Raw genomic sequence first — 19,031 nt, forward strand, 5'->3', positions numbered from 1 at the left:
GTGGAGATCATCACCAGCTTGAAGCGGTTTTCGACGTTTTCCAGACAATCTTCGACTGTGACTCGCGCCATGGAGGCCTTCCTGAATGCTGACGGGCGAAGCCCCGGCCGACGTCGCTGCGCCCCGGGGATTCCACCAATGAATAGATCGGATAGATTACTCGACCCCCGGCTCCCCTGACAAGAGCGCCGCCAGCAGCGGCCCGTGGCGCTCCTGAATACGCTCGAGGGTCAGGCGACGGGCGATGACCAGGGACTGCAGCTCCCGCATGGCGGTGGTGAAATCGTCGTTAATCACCAGATAGTCGTATTCATCGTGATGGGACATCTCGCTGACCGCTTCGCGCATGCGGGAGGCGATCACCGCGTGCTCGTCGGTGCCCCGGCCCGAGAGCCGCCGTTCCAGTTCTTCCCGGGAGGGCGGCAGGATGAAGATCGACACCGCGTCGGGCAGCTGGGCGCGGACCTGGCGGGCGCCCTGCCAGTCGATCTCGAGGATCACGTCCTGGCCGGCGGCGAGCAGGGCCTGCACCGCCCGGCGCGAGGTGCCGTAGTAGTTGTCGAACACCCGGGCGTGCTCGAAGAACTCCCCTCGCTCGATCATCGTCTCGAAGGCCGCCTTGTCGACGAAGTGGTAGTTCACGCCGTCGACCTCGCCGTCGCGTCGCGGCCGGGTGGTGTGCGACACCGAGACCTGGATGCCGTCGAGGCTTTCGATCAGCTCGCGCACCAGGCTGGTCTTGCCGGCGCCGGAGGGTGCGGAAACGATGAAGAGCGTACCTTGGGGCATGAGCGAGGTCCCTGACGTTGACAGCGAAGAGTGAGCGGCTCGGCAAGGCGCGAAGTATCGCACAGATTGCCCCCTTCGCCACAGAGCCCCGCTCGGCGCTCAGGCGGCGGCCGCCCGCAGGCGCGACCGCCGCTCCAGCCGCCGGTCGGCCGCAAACACCAGCAGTCCGCCGAGCGCCAGGCCGGCGCCGACCAGCCCGCTGGCCGACCAGTCCGCCCCGGCCTTGATGACCATGGCCGCCAGCCAGGCGCCCAGGGCATTGGCGCAGTTGAAGGCGGCATGGTTCATCGAGGCCGCCATGGTCTGAGCGTCGCCGGCGACGTCCATCAGGCGGGTCTGCAGCGCCGGCCCCAGGGCCATGCTGGTGCCCACCAGGCCGACGAAGATCAGTCCGGCGATCAGCTGATTGGCGGCGAAGTAGAAGCCGCCCTGGACCACCAGGCACCATGCCAGGATGCCGGGGATCGCCCGGAGCAGGTTCCTGTCGGCGACCCGGGCGCCGACCAGGTTGCCGAGGATGGTGCCGAGGCCGAAGATCGCCAGCACCCAGGGGCCCAGTGTCTCCTGCATGCCGGCCTGGGTGGCAAGGGTCGGCACCACATAGCTGAACACCGCAAACATGCCGCCGAAGCCGATGCTGGCCACGCCCAGGGTGCCCAGTACGCGTCGCTTGAACAGCCCCGACAGCTCGCGGCGGGGGCTGGCCTGGGGGTTGGACGCCTGGGGGGGCACCCACAGGCGGATCAGCCCGGCGGTGGCCAGGGCAATGCCGCCGACGCCGGCGAAGGCTACCGGCCAGCCGAGCCACTGTCCGGCCCAGGTGGCCAGCGGCGCCCCTACCACGATGGCGCTGGTCAGGCCGAGCATCACCCGGCTGACCGCCCGGGCGCGCTGGTCGATGGGCACGGCCGCCGCGGCCACCAGGGCGGCAACGCCGAAGTAGGCGCCGTGGGGCAGGCCGGCGAGGAAGCGCAGGCCGACGAAGGGCCAGAAGGTCGTGGCCAGGGCGCTGGCGAGGTTACCGACGGCGAAGACCAGCATCAGCGCGATCAGCAGGGCGCGACGCGGGACCCGGGCGGCCAGGGCCGCGATCAGCGGGGCGCCCACGACCACGCCGAGGGCATAGCTGGAGATGGCGTAGCCGACATCGGCGGTGGCCACCTGAAGATCGGCGGCGACCCGGTTCATCAGGCCCATGATCACGAACTCGCTGGTGCCGATGCCGAAGCCGCCGAGGGCCAGTGCCAGCTCGGCCAGACGGGGGTGGCGCGCCTCGGCGCCGGTAATGGGGGACGCCATGGCGGCTCCTCTCCTGGGCAGGCGCTCCCGCGGGGCAGGAAGCGAGGAAAATGACTAAAACTTGAGGCGAAAGTATAGGGGTGTGGCCCGCTATCTGCGAGAAGTTGTGGGTATTTTTAAGTAATAAAACTACATTCAGTCAGGGGAGAGGTCAGGGCGCCGGTGGCGAGGAAAACCGGGTGGCGCCCGGTGACCAGCGGCCGAGCCCCTCGGCAACGCGTTCCAGGGCGTACTGGGCGGCCACCGAGTTGCCGCTGGCATCGAGCGCCGGCGACCAGGCACAGATCGACATCTGCCCGGGGACGATGGCGACGATGCCGCCGCCCACGCCACTCTTCGCCGGCAGCCCCACGCGGTAGGCGAAGTCACCCGCGGCGTCGTACATCCCGGAGGTGAACATCAGTGCATTGATGCGCTGCGCCATGGCGGGGGGGACGAAGCGCTCGCCCGTGGTCAGTGCCCGGCCATCGGCCGCCAGGTAGTTCAGGGCCACGGCGAGATCGCGGCAGCTCATACGCAGAGCGCAGCAGGCGAAATAGGTCTCCAGCACCTCGTCGACCTCGTTGTCGAGGTTGCCGAAGGCCTTCATCAGGTAGGCCGCGGCGGCATTGCGGGCGCGATGACGCCATTCCGACCCCAGGACCTCGTGGTCGATCAGCACCCGCGGATTGCCCGACAGGGTCCTGGCGATGTCCTGGAGGTGTTTCGACGGCGTGGCGAAGGCGCTGACCAGGTGGTCGGCGACCACGATGGCCCCGGCGTTGATGAAGGGGTTGCGGGGCTTGCCGCCCTCGGTCTCCAGCTGCATCAGGGAGTTGAACGGCATGCCCGATGGGTTGAGGCCGACGCGCCGCCACAGGACATCCCCGTGGGTGCGCAGCGCCAGGCTCAGCAGCAGTACCTTCGACAGGCTCTGGATCGAGAAGGGCATCCCGGCGTCGCCGGCTGTATAGAGGTTGCCGTCGTTGGTGCACAGGGCGAGACCGAAGCGTTCAGGGTCCTGGTCCGCCAGGGCCGGGATATAGTCGGCGACCCGGCCCGTGCCGAGTCGCGACCTGGCACGCTCGGCGATCTCGTCCACCCAGGCCTGAAGCGCCGGCGAACTGCCGGGCCGCGGCCGGGCGGTGTGGGAGGGAGTGGTCATCCTGGGACCTCGGCTGGCGGGAAAGGGCCCGGACGACGCCGGGCCCTGGTCGGTTCACCGGGTGGCCGGTGCGGCCGCGGCGGCCCGCTGGGCCCGTTTGCGGTCCTCGGGCTCGATCTCCCAGGCAGCCGGATCAACGTTCAGGTCGTCGAAGGTGGCGGCGTCGAAGATCGGCTGTTTCACCCCGGCCTGGATCTGGTCGTCGAAGTCACGCATGAAGCGCAATCCCGGCTTGAACAGCAGGATCAGGGCGATGAGGTTCGCCAGGGCCAGCAGGCCCATGGTGGTATCGGCGAAGGCGAAGATGGTGCCCAGGTCGGTCGTCGCCCCCCAGGTGCACAGGCCGATGATGGTCAGCCGGAAGGCGTTGAACAGCGTGCGGTTGCGGTGGCTGAAGAAGTCGAGGCTGTTCTCGCCCAGATAGTAGTTGTAGAGGATGGTGCTGAAACCGAACAGCAGCAGCGCAATGCTGACAAAGCTGCGGCCCCACTCCCCCACATGGTCGGCCAGCGACGCCTGGGTCAGGGCAATGCCGTCGATCCCGGCGCCGGCGGCCGGGTCATAGGCCCCGCCGAGCAGGATGATGAAGGCCGTGGCCGAGCAGATGATCATGGTGTCGATGAACACCGAGAAGGCCTGGACGATACCCTGGTTGATGGGGTGCGGCACATAGGCGACGGCGGCGACGTTCGGCGCGCTGCCTAGCCCCGCCTCGTTGGAGAACAGGCCGCGCTTGACCCCCATCAGGATCGCCGCGCCGATGCCGCCGCCGATGGCCGGCTCGAGGCCGAAGGCGCTGTTGACGATCAGGGCGATGACGTCGGGCAGCTGGGTGATGTTCAGGCCCAGCACCACCAGGGCGATCAGCAGGTAGCCACCCGCCATCACCGGGACCAGCACCTCGGTGACCCGGGCGATCCGCTTGACGCCGCCGAAGATGATCAGGCCCACCAGCAGGGCCAGGGCGAGGCCGCTGTAGAGCACGGGCACGCCGAAGGCATCGTCGAAGGAGGTGGCCACGGCGTAGGATTGCAGGGCGGTGAAGGCGAAGCCGAAGGTGGCCAGCAGCAGCACCGAGTAGAGGCCGGCCAGCCAGGTCCAGCGACGGCCGAGCCCGCGGGCGATGTAGCGGGCCGGGCCGCCGCGATAGGTGCCGTCGGGCTCGGCGGTCTTGTAGGCCTGGGCCAGGGTGCACTCGAGGAAGCTGGTGGCCATGCCCATCAGGCCGACCACCCACATCCAGAACACGGCGCCCGGGCCGCCGAGGGTGATGGCCACGGCGACGCCGGCGATGTTGCCGCCGCCGACCCGGCCGGCCACCGACAGCAGCAGGGCCTGGAAGGAGCTCAGGTGGCCGTGCTGGTCGCGCTTGAAGGCCTGGCTGGCGCTGAGGATCCGGAACATGCGCCCGAAGTAGCGGAACTGGACGCAGCGGGAGGCCAGGGTGAAGCCGATTCCGACGGCGACCAGCAAGGCGATCAGCACCTTGCCCCATAGCAGGTCATTGATCAGGTCCAGCATTCGACACCTCCCTGCGTTGTGGCGCACTGGGTGGTGCCGGTTGGCGTCGCGGCCATGGCGGCTGCAATCGTTGTTGTTGGCATCGGTCGTCGAACCTCTTGCTCTTGGAATTGGGGTGGCTCCCGGCGGGGAGCCACCCTATCTAGAGGCAAGGCGCGTGCCAGCGGAGTGCTTTTAATCTAGATGACTGAATTAAAAGCTGTTTCAGGTGATTCAGGTGGCGGGTGGTGGTGCCGAAGGGGTATAACCCTGAACCGGCTCGCACCGGGATTTTCTGTGTAAATAATTGAAATAAAAGGAATTGATCGAGGGTATAACCTGGGTTATGAGCGCAGGAAGGTTATAGGGGTTCATGCCCCGAGTCGCGCAGCTTCTTCAGCCGCTTGCTCAGCGCCGGCTGGGAGATGCCCAGCAGACGCGAGGCGATGGACTGGTTGTCCTCGGCGCGACGCATGGCCTCGCGGACCAGCAGGTCGGCGACCTCGTGCAGCGTCGGCAGGGGCTCGTCCGGGGCGAAGACGGCGCGCTCGGTGGACGCCTCGGCCGTCGCTGGGAGATGGGGTCGGCCGGAGGCGATGGCGCGCTTGAACACCTCCATGGACAGCGTCCGCGAGCGGTGGACGCTCATGGCGTCATAGGCCATGGCGCGCAGCTCGCGCACGTTGCCGGGGAAGGCATAGTTGGCCAGCAGCACCGGCAATTCGGGGGGATAGGTCGGTGGCGTCTTGCCGAGCTCGTCGGCGGCTTCGGCGAGAAAATGGTCCATCAGCAGCGGGATATCCCCCTTGCGCTGGCGCAGCGGGGGAATCCACACTTGGTGGGTGCGCAGCCGGTAGTAGAGATCCTTGCGGAAGCCGCCGTCTCGCTGCCGCGCGTCGAGGTCGTGATGCGTCGCCACCACGATGCGCGCCCGGGCTCGCTTGGGGCGATCGCTGCCCAGGGGGTAGTACTCGCCCTCCTGCAGCAGTCGCAGCAGCTTGACCTGGGAGGCCGGGCTCAGGTCACCGATCTCGTCGAGAAACAGGGTGCCGTCCGCCGCCTGCTCGACCATCCCGGCCCGGGGGCGATCGGCCCCGGTGAAGGCTCCCCTCTGGTGGCCGAACAGGGTGTCGGCGAAGACGTTGTCATCGAGCCCCGCCGCATTGACGCAGACCAGCGGGCCACGGCGGCCACTCAGCGCATGGGCTGCTCGGGCGATCAGCTCCTTGCCGACCCCGCTCTCGCCACCGATCAGCAGCGGCTGGCCGCTCGGTGCCACCGACTCGAGGTACTGGAAGACCGAGCGCATGGCCTTGTCGTCAGTGATGAGATCGGCAAAGGCCTCGGGGTGTTCCAGGGTGTCATTGAGGAAACGCCGACGCAGCTCCAGGTTTTCCTGGCGCAGCTCCTGCAGGCGAATGGCCCGCTTGATGCCCTCGATCAGTCGGCTCTGTTCGTCGGTCTTGACGAAGTAGTCGAAGGCCCCGTACTTGATGCACTCGACGGCGGTCTCCACCTGGTTCAGGCCGCTGATCACGATCACGCCAACGTCGGGGTGCTCCTCGACGATGCGCCTGAGCAGTGCCTCGCCCGACAGGTGGGGCATGGTGAGGTCCAGGGTCACCAGGCCGATGTTCTCCCGTGACAGGATGTCCATCACCTGACGGCTGTCCTGGCAGCGATGGAGGTGGTTGATGCCGCCACTGCGCTCCAGAGCGATGCTCAGGCTGCGCAGGAAGGAGGGTTCGTCATCGACCAGCAGCAGGCCGAAGGCAGGATAGAGGTTCATGCTCGTCGCTCGTCCTGATCGGAGGTGTCGTCGTCGGTCGGCTCTACGGGCAGCGTCAGGGTGACGGTGGTGCCCTCCCCGGGGCATGAAGCGAAGGTCAGGTCGCCGCCATGCTCGCGGACGATGCCGGCGGAGACCGATAGCCCCAGGCCGGTGCCGCCGCTCTCGCGCCGGGTGGTGAAGAAGGGATCGGTCAGCCGGGAGAGTGTCGCCGGATCGATGCCCCGTCCCTCGTCGCGCACTTCCAGCAGCACCACCCGGCGCTCGGCAAGGTGGCGGGTGACCAGGACGAGCGTCTGCCCGCGGTGATCGAGGGCCTGGCAGGCATTCAGCACCAGGTTGATCACTACCTGCTCGATGCGCTGGGCATTGCCCCGCACGGTGGGCAGGTTGCCCGCGTAGTGCGTCTCGACGCGGTCGGTGGCCTGGCGGATCGAGTTGTCGACCAGCCGCAGCGCGGTCTTGACCACCTCGTCGAGGTGGAGGTCCTCGCCGAGGTCGCGACTGCCCTGGCGGGCGAAGTCCTTGAGGTCGCCGACGATGCGCTTGATGCGTTGGGTGCCCTTCAGCATCTCGTCGAGCATCGAGGGCACCTCGTCGCGCATGCGCGAGTAGGGCAGGCCACCGAACGGGAAGTCACCGTGTTGGCGATAGTGGGCCTCGAGAATGGGATGGGCATCGTCATAGGCATCCCGCAGCACCGGCAGGTTCAGCAGCAGCAGGCCGCTGGGGTTGTTGATCTCGTGGGCGACGCCGGAGACCAGGATGCCCAGCGAGGTCATCTTGTCGGCCTGGATCAGCTGCTGCTGCTGCCGGCGCAGTTCCTCGGTGCGGCTGGCCACTTCGCGCTTGAGCATGCGGTTCCAGACCACGATGCCACCCAGGATCAGCAGCAGCAGCGCCGAGGCGATGGCGCCGATCAGGCCGAGCCGCTTCCACGGCAGGCCCTCGCCCTGCTCCAGCGGCCCCAGCCACTTGTCGTAGATGGCCTGGTGGCGGCCGGTGTTCTTGAGGATGGCCAGCCCCTCGCTGAACTGGGCCAGCACATCGGCATTGCCCGCTTTCACCGCATAGCCGTAACGCAGCGAGAAGGGGCGAGCGACCGGCACCAGGTTGGTCAGCCCCAGTTCGCGGCTGAGGTACAGTGCCGGGAGATTGGCCACCAGGGCATAGTCGTGCTGGCCGGCGGCGAGGGCGCGCAGCGCGTCGGCATGCGTGTCGGTGGGGAACAGCTCGGCTCCCACCTCTTGCCCGATCAGCAGATCCTGCATGATGTCGCCGCGCTGTACGATCACCTCCTTGCCACGCAGAGCCCCCAGGCCTTCCACGGGGGACGTACCGCGACGGGCGAAGATCGACTGGTGGACGATGGCGTGGGGTGGGGCGAAATCGAAGCTGGCGTCGCGATCCTCGGAGTAGGACATGCCCTCCAGGACATCGATCTCGCCGGTTTCCAGCCGGCGGCGCATCTCGCTCCAGGGGCCCAGCTCGATGCGCACCTCGATGCCCATCACCTCGGCAATGGCCCGGGTCAGCTCCACGTTGTAGCCGGCGGGGCGACCGTCCTCGTCGAGAAACTCGTAAGGTGGATGATAGTGGTCGCCGCCGACCACGATCACCCGGTCGGCGTTGTCCGAGGCCGCGCCGGCACTTGGCTGCCCCCAGCCGGTCGCGGGCGCCGCGACCAGGCCGACGAATACCAGGATCGCCGCCAGCCAGGCCAAAAGGCGGGGCACGCCTGGCCAGGGAGAGCCGCTCGACGTCACGCTCATGCGTGTCCTACTCGATGTTCTGGATCTGCTCGCGCATCTGCTCGATCAGCACCTTGAGCTCCACGGCGCAGCGCGTCGATTCGGCGACCACCGATTTCGACGACAGGGTATTGGCCTCGCGGTTGAGTTCCTGCATCAGGAAGTCGAGGCGCCGGCCGATCGGGCCTTTCTGCTTGAGCTGGCGCTCCACCTCCAGGACATGAGTCTCCAGGCGATCGAGCTCCTCGGCCACGTCGGCCTTCTGGGCGAGCAGCACCAGCTCGGCCTCCAGGCGCTGGGGGTCGAGCTCGGTGCGCATGGCCTCGAGGCGTTCGAGCAGCTGGTGGCGCTGGCGCTCGAGAATCTCCGGCAGCAACCGACGGACCTCGGCCACCTGGACGCGGATGGCCGCGAGGCGCTCGCGGATGAGGGCGGCGAGCTGCTCGCCCTCCCGGGCGCGGCCGGCGACCAGGTCGTCCAGGGCGGCGCCGAACAGCGCCCTGGCCTCGGCCTTGATGGCCTCCATGTCCGGGCCCGGGGTGTCGAGGACGCCGGGATGGTCGAGCAGTGACAGGGCGTCGGGCATGGCGGCCGTGGGGACGGTCTTGCGGACCTCGCCGAGGGCGGCGGCCAGGGCTTCCAGGCGCGGGCGGTTGACCGCCAGGCCGCTGTCGCCGTCGGCGGGGTCGAAGCGCAGCTGGCACTCCACCTTGCCCCGGGCCAGGCGACTGCGCAGGGCGTCGCGGAAGCCGGGCTCCAGGTCGCGAAGGGTCTCCGGCAGGCGGAAGTGGGGTTCGAGATAGCGCTGGTTGACCGAGCGCAGCTCCAGCTGCAGCCGGCCCCAGTCGGCGTCGCGGTCCTGCCGCGAAAAGGCCGTCATGCTGTGGACCATCGGGGGACTCCTGATGCGCAGGCGATTGGTCAGGCAGTGTAAACGATTCTGCCGGCAGACCGTGTAGAATGGCGGCCAATCCATTCACTCCCGACTTCGAGAGAGGTGCCATGTCCTCGGACATCCGGCGTCCCAGCGGACGCGCCCCCGACCAGCCCCGCGATATTCGCCTGACCCGCGACTACACCCGTCATGCCGAGGGATCGGTGCTGGTGGAATTCGGTGACACGCGGGTGCTGTGCAACGCCAGCGTCGAGGCCGGCGTGCCGCGCTGGCTGCGCGGCAAGAAGCAGGGCTGGGTCACCGCCGAGTACGGCATGCTGCCCCGGGCGACCCATACCCGCGGCGGCCGCGAGGCCTCGCGAGGCAAGCAGGGCGGCCGCACCCTGGAAATCCAGCGGCTGATCGGTCGCTCGCTGCGGGCGGTGGTAAACCTCAAGAAGCTCGGCGAGTTCACCATCACCGTGGACTGCGACGTCATCCAGGCCGATGGCGGCACCCGCACCGCGGCCATCACCGGGGGCTGCGTGGCGCTGATCGATGCCATCCGTTACCTGCAGCGCGAGAAGCTGATCAAGGGCGACCCCTTCCACCAGCTGGTCAGCTCGGTGTCGGTAGGCCTGTTCAAGGGTGTACCGGTGGTCGACCTGGACTATCCGGAGGACTCGAGCGCCGATACCGACATGAACGTGGTGATGGCCGAGGGCGGCGGGCTGATCGAGGTGCAAGGGACCGCCGAGGCCGGCATCTACAGCCGCGAGGAACTCAACGCCATGCTCGACCTGGCCGAGGCAGCCGGCGCCGAGCTGTTCGCCCATCAGCGCGAGGCGCTGGGCATCCGCGGCTAAGGTCGTCTTCAATCCTTCCCGAACGCAACACGCCGGCACTCGGCCGGCGTGTTGCGTTGCCGCGGGGGCAACGGCGACGAAGGGAAGACGCTTAGAGCGTGAGGTCGTACTCGACGATCAACGGTGCGTACTCCGAGAAAGTCGCATCGTAATCGATCCAGGCATCCACCACGTGGCGACGGAAGTTGGGGCCGACCACCTGGTAGTCGATGCGCCAGCCCTCCTGGCGCTCGCGGGGCTGGTCCTGGTCCAGGGCCGGCCACCAGGTATACTCGCCGGCCTCGCGGTTGATCTCGCGGAAGGTGTCGATAAAGCCGGTCGGGCCGAACACCTGGTCCATCCAGGCGCGCTCCTCGGGCTTGAAGCCGGGCGTGGTCTGGTTGTCGGCCCAGTTGGCCAGGTCGATGGTCTTGTGGGCGATGTGCCAGGTGCCGCAGATGATGTACTCGCGCCGCTTGCGGGCCATCTTGGACAGGTATTCCTGATATTGGGCCATGAACGCCTGCTTGGCGGCGGGGTCGCTGCCGTCGGGCATCAGGAAGCTGGCGATGCTGAAGCGGTCGTAGTCGGCCTGCAGGAAGCGCGCTTCATGGTCGCACTGGGGGAAGCCCAGGCCGTACATGATCGCCTTAGGGATCTTGCGGCAGTAGATGCCGACACCCGAGAAGCCATCCTGCTCGGCGTCGAGGAAGTAGCCCTCGTACCCTTCCGGGTAGAGGATGCTGTCGTCGAGCTCGAAACTCTTGGCCTTGAGGTTCTGCACGCAGACGACGTCGGCATCCTGGTTGGCCAGCCAGTCGAGAAAGCCCCGACCGACCGCCTCGCGGATACCGTTGACATTGATGGTGGCGATTTTCATACATGGTCCCTTTTGCGTCGCGCGTGTATGATACCCGACGTTTCGACGTTTGGGTAAATGGCGTCAGTCGATAAACGTGATAGGAGGCTCCGTGGCGGATCAGCGCGTTGCATCGTCCCTGCAACCCTACCAGCAGGCATTCATCGAATTCGCCATCGAGCAGGGCGTGCTGCGCTTCGGCGAGTTCACCCTGAAGTCCGGCCGGGTCAGCCCCTACTTCTTCAATGCCGGCCTGTTCAAGACCGGTCGTGCCCTGGCCAAGCTGGGCCGCTTCTACGCCCAGGCCATCACCGACAGCGGTCTCGAGATCGACGTCCTGTTCGGTCCGGCCTACAAGGGCATCCCCCTGGCGGCCACCACCGCCGTGGCCCTGGCCGACCATCATGACCGTGACCTGCCCTATGCGTTCAACCGCAAGGAGGCGAAGGCCCACGGCGAGGGCGGCAATATCGTCGGCGCCGCCCTGGCAGGACGTATCCTGATCATCGACGATGTCATCACCGCCGGCACCGCCATCCGCGAGGTGATGGGGCTGATCGACGCCGCCGGTGCCAGCGCCGCCGGGGTGGTGGTGGCCCTGGACCGCCAGGAGCGCGGTGGCGACGATGCCGACCCGCGCAGCGCCATCCAGCAGGTCGAGGCCGCCTACGGCATGCCGGTGGTCAGCATCGTCACCCTGGACATGGTGCTCGAGTACCTCGAAGTCCACGCCGGCGACGACCTGCGCGGCCATGCCGAGGCCATCCGCGCCTACCGCGACCGCTACGGCGTGACACTGCGCTGAGCGGCGGGCGCGCCGGTTTCTCGGGCCCCGTTCGGGGCCCGAGTGCGTTTTGCCCAGTATATCAGGAGTCGTTGATGCTCGACGTGGTGCTCTACCAGCCCGAGATCCCGCCCAATACCGGCAACCTGATCCGGCTGTGCGCCAACACCGGCTTCCGGCTGCACCTGATCGAGCCGCTGGGCTTCACCCTGGACGACAAGCGGCTGCGCCGCGCCGGTCTCGACTACCATGAGTGGGCTCGGGTGCGGGTGCATCCCGACTGGGCGGCCTTTGTCGACGCCGTGGCGCCCGGCCGGGTCTTCGCCGTCTCGACCCGGGGGCACACCGGTTACCATGTCCCCGCCTATCGCGAGGGCGACGCCCTGGTCTTCGGCCCCGAGACCCGCGGCCTGCCCCAGGCGATGCTCGATGCCCTGCCCGAGGCCCAGCGCCTTCGCATCCCCATGCTGGCGAAGAGCCGCAGCCTGAACCTGTCCAATGCCTGTGCGGTGGTGGTCTACGAGGCCTGGCGCCAGCTCGACTTCGCGGGGGCCGGCCATCCGGGGGCCGGCCGCGAGCCCGCCGCCGAACCAAGGGAGCTCGAATGACCCCCAGCATCGCCAGTCGCCTCGCCAGGCTCAACCCTCGCCAGCAGGAGGCCGTGCGCGCCATCGACGGGCCCTGCCTGGTGCTGGCCGGTGCCGGCTCCGGCAAGACCAGCGTGATCACTACCAAGATCGCCTACCTGGTGCAGGAGTGTGGCATGAGCGCCCGCCGCATCGCCGCGGTGACCTTCACCAACAAGGCCGCCCGGGAGATGAAGGAGCGGGTGGGGCAGATGCTCCAGGGCCGCGAGGGCCATGGCCTCACCGTCTCGACCTTCCATACCCTGGGGCTCAACATCATCCGCGGCGAACTCAAGGCCCTGGGCTACAAGCCCGGCTTCTCGCTGTTCGACCCCGAGGATGCCAAGGCCCTGCTGCGCGACCTGATGAACAAGGACGCCCAGGTCGACGCCGAGGCGATCAATCAGGTGCAGGCGGCCATCTCCAACTGGAAGAACGATCTGGTGCTGCCGGGGCAGGCGCTGTCCCATGCCGCCGACGACAGCGAGCAGTTCGCCGCAAGGGTCTACGAGGCCTATGTGCGCCACCTCAAGGCCTACAACGCGGTGGACTTCGACGACCTCATCCTGCTGCCGGTGACCCTGCTGCGCGACGACCCCGAGGCCCTGGCCCGCTGGCGGCGCAAGATCCACTACATGCTGGTGGACGAGTACCAGGACACCAACGTCAGCCAGTACCAGCTGGTGCGCATGCTGATGGGCGAGCGCCAGACTTTCACCGTGGTCGGCGACGACGACCAATCGATCTATGCCTGGCGCGGCGCGCGTCCCGAGAACCTGGTGACCCTGGGGGAGGACTTCCCGCGGCTCAACGTCATCAAGCTCGAGCAGAACTACCGCTCCACCGGCACCATCCTGCGTGCCGCCAACACCCTGATCGCCAACAACCCCCATGTCTACGAGAAGACCCTGTGGTCGGACATGGGCCAGGGCGAGGCGATCCGTGTGGTGGTCAACCGTCACGAGGAGGCCGAGGCCGAGCGGGTGGCCAGCGAGATCCTGACGCGGCGCATCAAGGAGCGTGCCGAGTGGCGCGACTTCGCGGTGCTCTATCGCGGCAACTTCCAGGCCCGGTTGCTCGAGTTGAAGCTGCAGCACTACCAGGTGCCCTACAAGCTTTCCGGGGGCACCTCCTTCTTTTCCCGGGGGGAGATCAAGGATGCCATGGCCTACCTGCGGCTGCTGATCAATCCGTCGGATGACAATGCCTTCCTGCGCATCGTCAACGTGCCGCGCCGCGAGATCGGTCCCGGCACCCTGGAGAAGCTGGCCAACTACGCCACCGAGCGCGGCACCTCGCTGTTCGCCGCTTGTCACGAGCTGGGGCTGGCCGAGCAACTGCCCACCCGTGCCGTGGAGCGCCTGGGCCGCTTCACCCACTTCATCGATGGCGTGCGCCGGCGCATGGACGGTGGCGATGCCCTCGCCGCGATTCGCGAGATGCTGCGCGACATGGACTACGAGGCCTGGCTCTACCAGAACGCCAGCGCCCCGACCATCGCCGAACGGCGCATGGCCAACGTCTGGACGCTGATCGACCAGCTCGAGAAGTCGATGCAGGCCGATCCCGAAGAACGGGCGGAGGAGGCCGCCGCGAGCACCACGACCGAGACCGACGACGTGGAGTCGGCCATCTCGCGGCTGGTGCTTCGCGACATCCTCGAGCAGCAGGCCGAGGAGGACGACTCCGACCGGGTCCAGCTGCTGACCATGCATGCCTCCAAGGGGCTCGAGTTCCCCCATGTGTACCTGATGGGGCTCGAGGAGGAGCTGCTGCCCCACCGTAACGCCATCGAGGTGGGCACCGTGGAGGAGGAGCGTCGCCTGGCCTATGTGGGGATCACCCGGGCACGGCGAACCCTGACCCTGACCCTGGCCCGCCAGCGCAAGGCCTATGGCGAGCTGATGGACTGCACGCCGAGCCGCTTCCTGGACGAGCTGCCCGAGGATGCGCTGGAGTGGGAGGGGCGGGCCGACCGCGAGGATCCGGAGAAGAAGCAGGCCCGGGGCAAGGATGCCATCGCCGGATTGCGCTCGCTGCTGGGCTGATCCTGGATTCGAGGTTCGAGGTTCGAGGTTCGAGGTTCGAGGTTCGAAGGGCGTAGAATGCAAGCGGGGCGCCGAATGGTGCCCCGCTGCGTTTCGCTGACCGGCCGGCCTTTACTCGACGCTGCCGACCAGGTGGTCGACAGCGGCCTTGACCTCGGCATCCGAGAGGCTCGGGTTGCCGCCCTTGGCGGGCATGGCGTTGAAGCCGTTGATGGCGTGGTCATAGAGGGTTTCGGTGCCCTTCTCGAGGCGCGAGGCCCAGGCCTCGGCATCGCCCTTCTTGGGGGCACCGGCGGCACCGGTGTCATGGCAGGCCATGCACACCGAGTTGTACACGCCTTCCCCGTCGACGCTGGCGGTGGACGCCTCGGCGCTCTCGCCACCGGCGGCCTCGGCACTCTCGCTCCCGGTGCTTTCGCTCTCGGCGGCCGCGTCGCCGCCGCCGCTGGCCGCGGCGGGCACGTCCATGACCGGCTCGACCAGGTAGGCTACGGCGGCCTGCACTTCCTCGTCGGAGAGGTTGGGGTTGCCGCCGCGGGCCGGCATGGCGTTATAGCCGTTGATGGCGTGGCTGAGCAGGGTCTCGAAGCCCTGGCCGGTGCGCTCGCTCCAGGCCGACTCGTCGCCACGCTTGGGTGCGCCGGCGGCGCCGGTGTCGTGACAGGCCATGCAGACGTTGTTGTAGATGCTCTCGCCATCCACGCCGCCGCCGGAAGACGCGCTATCGCCGCCGCTGCTGGCCGCCATGGCGGTGCCGCAGTCTTCGCCCTGCACGCACAGCTCGCCCACCGGCGCCAGGCGGTCGGCGATGGCGTCCCGGTCGACGTCCTCTTGGGCGAAGGCCATGCCCGTGGTCAGGCCGAGGGTGGCCAGGCACCCCATGATCAGCTTGCTGGATTTCACTCTCACCACCTCTTTGACGGTCTTGTCATTGAATCACGGTCGGCATCACGACAGCCGGAGGACGCCATGACGCGCACAATGGGCGCCAGTATAGCCGTATCGCCAACTGCTGGAAAATGCTGGAGATCATGCTCCCGGGCAAGGGCGGGGTGTGCCGGAAGGCTGCCTTGGCCGCCGGCGGCTGGACAGCGAAGGGGCAGCACGGTAGGATGTCGCTCGCCTGGTAGTCATCGGTCTTCAGGCACAGCGCGCCCTTAGCTCAGCTGGATAGAGCGTCGCCCTCCGGAGGCGAAGGTCAAAGGTTCGAATCCTTTAGGGCGCGCCAAAGAATTCAAGGGCTTGCGGTTATCCGTAAGCCCTTTTTCTTTGCCATCCTTCGAGCTGTAACCACTCTCAACAAAAGCAAGTTATATGCTTTTCTATATATAAGCACGCTAATGATACCCGTTATTGCTTCACCACTATGGATGCTCTTGAGTGGTGGCGGATACGGCGGAAGTGGCGGAAATCTGGTGGATTATTGGCGGAAGGTCTGCGAGATGGCCTTCGGCCCGGTTTAGCAGAGAAGGGGGTGGCTCCATGTCGGTGACGTCGTCGCTATGGTCGAACAACACACGCTCGGTGGCTTCGACCTGGTGACCGCTCGCGGTGCTCGCTGCATCCCGCTGACGCGGGATAATAGGGAACACGTCCCACCAATTGCCATACTGCTGACCAGGGGTTTAGGGGGGAAATATCGGGAACCGATCAGCTTCCTAGGTGCGGCCCGAGATCGGCCGTCAGGTGGGAGCGCAGCGACCCCGGCGGTCGAGTGAAGGATGACACCCGCCAACGAGCGAAGCGAGGCGGACAGGCGATAGCAGGCGCCTTTCGGGCGCCGCGTACGGGGTCACCTTCGCCGGGGTAGTCTGGGAGGGGCGTTGTTAGTGCCGTGACTGGCGCCGGCGATGCTCGCGATAGCTGATGATGCCGGCGAACACTAGCAACCCAGCGCAGACCAGGAATAGGCCTCCCAGCAACCACTCCGCACTCATTGGCACCTCCTGATTAAATTGATCTCTTGTTGGATCATAGAGGGATCTGAGCCTTGTCGTCATCCTAGAGGACGCGGTGGATCCAGGGGTCGACCCAGCACACGCCACAGCAGCCGAATCGCGTACCAGTAGTCCCGAGCCGTCGTGGGGGCGAAGCCCTGGGCCCGGAAGTAGCGGTGCACGTGGCCGCGGCCGATCTGGCGAGGGTCGCAGCCACACCAGGCGACGAACTCTTCAACGCGCCGCACCTGGCGCCGGCGCGCGGCCTTGCCGCCGCGGGCAGCGTGCAGGCGCAGCCGGTGACGGATCTCCAGAGGGAGGGGCATCGAGCGCGCCCTCCGATGTAGGCGGCGACCACCTCGAGGCGGTTGTGGCCGAGCTCCTGGGCGACCTGCAGGCGGGCCACCTGGTCGGCATCGCGATCGGCCCGGCCACCGTGCAGCGGGATCGGCTGACCGGTCAGCTGCGCGTAGCGTTCGCTGGCATAGGTGGCGCGTAGGTCGTGGATCCGCGGGATCCCCTGGGCCTGCAGGGCCTCGCGCGCGTTGCGCAGGCCGCCGTGACGCCAAGCGGCCCAGCTCTGGTCGGCTGGGATCAGGCTGCGTGCGTCCTGCTGGGCCTGGGTGGCGCGCTCGAGCGTCAACTGCTGGGCCGGGGTTACCGGCACCACGCGGGCCCGGCCACCCTTGGTGCCGTCGCTGACGACGATCTCGCCACGGTCTCGGGCCTGATCGACGGCCCGGCGGGCGTCCAACAGCGAGGCCTCCTTGCTGCGCAGGCCGAGCTCTCGGGCCAGCTCGAGGACCGCGGCGCCGCGATCGTGGCCGGCCTCGCGCAGCTGCTCGGTTGCCGCTTCGACCGGTTGGCGGTCCAGCGTCGGGGCGTGCTCACGCACTGATGAGCGTTGGGCGAGCCGGCAGTCCGCGACCGCACTGACGCGCGCCCAACGGCCCTGGGTGGCCAGGCCCATCACGCTGTTCACCGCGCTGATGGCGTTCTGGGCCGTGCTGGGAGCCAGTGGTCGATCGCCCTGGGCCAGCTGATGGCCGTAGGCGATCACCGTCTCCCGGGAGATCTGCTCCATGCGGCGGATGCCTTGGTCGTGACAGAACCGCGCGAACCGCCCCCAGCGATCGCCGAGGTCGGCGGCGGTCTGGTAGCCCAGGTCGCCGCGCTTGGCGGCGGCGTTGGCCGCGAACCGGCCCGCCTTGGCCAGGTCGCGGGTCTTGAGCCCGAAATTGTTGCCTCGTCCCATGTGCTGCTGTCGGTCGGATCCCCCGATCCCCTCCTCAAGTGGTCAGTGATACGCAGCGATTGGGGCTCGCGCAGGCCCTGGGGGTGCCGGTTGTGGCGCTCGGCAGGCGCGGATCGCTCGGCGACGACGCTGGTTTCGGGTGCTATGGCGGGGGTATCGCATGCCGGCAGCGAGGCTGCCGGCTCCGGCGTAGGGCAGCTGCCCCGGCCCTCGCGATCGGAGAGGGCCGCCCGGCCAGGTGTCGTCGTGTCCCCTTCGAAGGGACGGTTTCAGGGTGCCGTCTTGCACGGCGGAGGCAGAGTTCGTCGGTTTTCGTCCGACGGAAGATTCAGCCGCGGCCCGTCATAGCGGGGATCGCAGCGGGGTGGGCTGGCCCGTCTCTGTGCCTCGGGCACAGAGACGGGCTTGCCTGATGCAGGTGGCAGAGCGTCGGCGTGTGGCAGAACATGGCCAGATGACGGCACGCAGACGCGTCACCACGGATCAGGCATCACGGGAGTTGGCCCAGCCCCATGAGGGCAGGTTCAGGCAGTGCCAGTCGGCACGGAGAGGAGGGAGCATCCGACCGCGGTCGCGGCGATCGCTTGCAGGATGCGCAGCGATCTTGGGCAGGGCACCTCGTTGTTGCCGGGGGAGGCCACCCGGACTGTCAGCGACAGCACTTGCAATATGCATGATAGGCCGGTGAGGAGCGAGGTCAAGGTGAGCGGCTTCTAACGGCCGGTCATGCTGCGATCTGGTTCCCGAAATTTCTGGCTCGGTGCGTCCCCCTACTGAGATTAATTGGCCATGAGCTATCGTGAATATCGCTCCACTCTTAAGGTGGGTTTTGTACAGGTTTTCGATGAAGGAGAGGTGAGTAAAGGAAGTTCCTCTCCTGGAAGGGTATTGATAGCTTTAGTTGTTTGCTCTAGAGGCTTCGATCACTCTGGAGGCAGAGGCTGTCCATGACTTTCCCATTAATTATCGCTAGTTACGACTACTAATAGCTCGGCTCGAGTGTCGCCTATGGACCGTATTCGGTGGGGTTTTTGTGCATCGAAATGCAGTGCGTCTCCGACGTTTAGTGTGACCCGCTCAGTCCTGAAATCGATTTCCACCTCCCCGCCATGTACGAAAATGAACTCTTCGCCCATGTGTTCTTTAAAGGCAGACTGATTGAATTCTTCTTTCGGGTAGAGCATGAACGGGAGCAGCTGACGGTTTCCGACCATTTTTGCCAACGAAGCGTACGATAGACCATCATCACCGTTGGTCAAGGTACCTCGTTGATCGGCGCGCACGATGCTATAGCCCTGCGGAGCATCGACCTCATCGGAGAACAGCTCTTCAACCGGAACGCTTAAGGCTTTGGCTACTTTAAGAGCTGACGCTATCGACGGGGTATTCAGCCCCCGTTCGATCTTCGACAGGTAGCTTTTGCTCATTCCTGTTCGCTCCGCCAGAGATTCCAGCGTGACGCCAAGCTTTTTTCTCAATATTTTCAGTCGCATAGACATTTTTCGGTGAGGTCTCTCAATTTTGGGTTGCG

The 19,031-nt window shown here is 66.9% G+C and carries 16 protein-coding genes and 1 tRNA gene; 5 read left to right on the forward strand and 12 right to left on the reverse strand.

Going from position 1 to position 19,031, the window contains the following annotated elements; translation table 11 throughout:
- The 8 genes from rpoZ to EKG36_RS08510 all read right to left on the reverse strand — a co-directional run.
- The coding region (rpoZ, locus tag EKG36_RS08475) for a DNA-directed RNA polymerase subunit omega (RefSeq protein WP_126483382.1) at positions 1-71 on the reverse strand (71 nt) is incomplete at its 3' end.
- Between the two features lie 85 nt (positions 72-156).
- The gene (gene gmk, locus EKG36_RS08480) at positions 157-789 is read right to left on the reverse strand and encodes a guanylate kinase (RefSeq protein ID WP_126483051.1); all 633 of its coding nucleotides are present in this window, start codon (positions 787-789) and stop codon (positions 157-159) included.
- 99 nt (positions 790-888) lie between these two features.
- Positions 889-2,088, reverse strand: coding sequence for an MFS transporter (locus tag EKG36_RS08485; RefSeq protein WP_126483053.1), 1,200 nt, complete (start codon positions 2,086-2,088; stop codon positions 889-891).
- Positions 2,089-2,239: 151 nt separating this feature from the next.
- Positions 2,240-3,232, reverse strand: a complete 993-nt coding sequence (gene glsB, locus EKG36_RS08490; RefSeq protein ID WP_126483055.1) for a glutaminase B — start codon at positions 3,230-3,232, stop codon at positions 2,240-2,242.
- 54 nt (positions 3,233-3,286) lie between these two features.
- Entirely contained in the window at positions 3,287-4,753 is a 1,467-nt protein-coding gene (locus EKG36_RS08495) for an alanine/glycine:cation symporter family protein (RefSeq protein WP_126483057.1), read from the reverse strand.
- Positions 4,754-5,093: 340 nt separating this feature from the next.
- Positions 5,094-6,521: a sigma-54-dependent transcriptional regulator gene (locus EKG36_RS08500; protein WP_126483059.1), complete on the reverse strand. Its 1,428-nt coding sequence runs from the start codon at positions 6,519-6,521 to the stop codon at positions 5,094-5,096.
- Positions 6,518-8,293, reverse strand: coding sequence for a transporter substrate-binding domain-containing protein (locus EKG36_RS08505; protein ID WP_126483061.1), 1,776 nt, complete (start codon positions 8,291-8,293; stop codon positions 6,518-6,520). The genes EKG36_RS08500 and EKG36_RS08505 overlap by 4 nt, the downstream gene beginning before the upstream one ends.
- A gap of 7 nt (positions 8,294-8,300) precedes the next feature.
- Positions 8,301-9,164, reverse strand: a complete 864-nt coding sequence (locus EKG36_RS08510; protein WP_126483063.1) for a YicC/YloC family endoribonuclease — start codon at positions 9,162-9,164, stop codon at positions 8,301-8,303.
- 110 nt (positions 9,165-9,274) lie between these two features.
- Between EKG36_RS08510 and rph the strand changes: the two genes are divergently transcribed.
- Positions 9,275-10,012: a ribonuclease PH gene (gene rph / locus EKG36_RS08515; protein WP_126483065.1), complete on the forward strand. Its 738-nt coding sequence runs from the start codon at positions 9,275-9,277 to the stop codon at positions 10,010-10,012.
- A 91-nt stretch (positions 10,013-10,103) separates the two neighbouring features.
- Here rph and EKG36_RS08520 read toward each other — a convergent pair whose 3' ends face one another.
- On the reverse strand, positions 10,104-10,871 hold the full coding sequence (locus EKG36_RS08520; protein ID WP_126483067.1) for an exodeoxyribonuclease III: 768 nt from the start codon (positions 10,869-10,871) through the stop codon (positions 10,104-10,106).
- Between the two features lie 91 nt (positions 10,872-10,962).
- Between EKG36_RS08520 and pyrE the strand changes: the two genes are divergently transcribed.
- The 3 genes from pyrE to rep all read left to right on the forward strand — a co-directional run bounded on the left by pyrE (position 10,963) and on the right by rep (position 14,308).
- Positions 10,963-11,655, forward strand: a complete 693-nt coding sequence (gene pyrE, locus EKG36_RS08525) for an orotate phosphoribosyltransferase (protein ID WP_126483069.1) — start codon at positions 10,963-10,965, stop codon at positions 11,653-11,655.
- 74 nt (positions 11,656-11,729) lie between these two features.
- Positions 11,730-12,242 (forward strand): tRNA (uridine(34)/cytosine(34)/5-carboxymethylaminomethyluridine(34)-2'-O)-methyltransferase TrmL, encoded by a 513-nt coding sequence (trmL, locus tag EKG36_RS08530; protein WP_126483071.1) that lies wholly within the window; start codon positions 11,730-11,732, stop codon positions 12,240-12,242.
- A complete protein-coding gene (rep, locus tag EKG36_RS08535) occupies positions 12,239-14,308 on the forward strand; it encodes a DNA helicase Rep (protein ID WP_126483073.1) in 2,070 nt (689 codons plus the stop codon). Before trmL ends, rep begins: the two co-directional genes overlap by 4 nt.
- Positions 14,309-14,419: 111 nt before the next feature.
- On the opposite strand, the gene EKG36_RS08540 is transcribed toward rep, so the two are convergent.
- Positions 14,420-15,211: a c-type cytochrome gene (locus EKG36_RS08540; protein WP_246007466.1), complete on the reverse strand. Its 792-nt coding sequence runs from the start codon at positions 15,209-15,211 to the stop codon at positions 14,420-14,422.
- A gap of 248 nt (positions 15,212-15,459) precedes the next feature.
- Here EKG36_RS08540 and EKG36_RS08545 point away from each other — a divergent pair.
- Positions 15,460-15,536, forward strand: a tRNA-Arg gene (locus EKG36_RS08545).
- A 773-nt stretch (positions 15,537-16,309) separates the two neighbouring features.
- On the opposite strand, the gene EKG36_RS08550 is transcribed toward EKG36_RS08545, so the two are convergent.
- Both EKG36_RS08550 and EKG36_RS08555 read right to left on the reverse strand, forming a co-directional pair.
- Entirely contained in the window at positions 16,310-17,500 is a 1,191-nt protein-coding gene (locus EKG36_RS08550) for a tyrosine-type recombinase/integrase (protein WP_126483075.1), read from the reverse strand.
- Positions 17,501-18,459: 959 nt separating this feature from the next.
- Positions 18,460-18,999, reverse strand: coding sequence for a helix-turn-helix domain-containing protein (locus EKG36_RS08555; protein WP_126483077.1), 540 nt, complete (start codon positions 18,997-18,999; stop codon positions 18,460-18,462).
- Positions 19,000-19,031 lie beyond the last annotated feature (32 nt).

It is taken from the genome of Halomonas nitroreducens (assembly GCF_003966155.1).
GTDB classification, from domain to species: Bacteria; Pseudomonadota; Gammaproteobacteria; order Pseudomonadales; family Halomonadaceae; genus Halomonas; species Halomonas nitroreducens.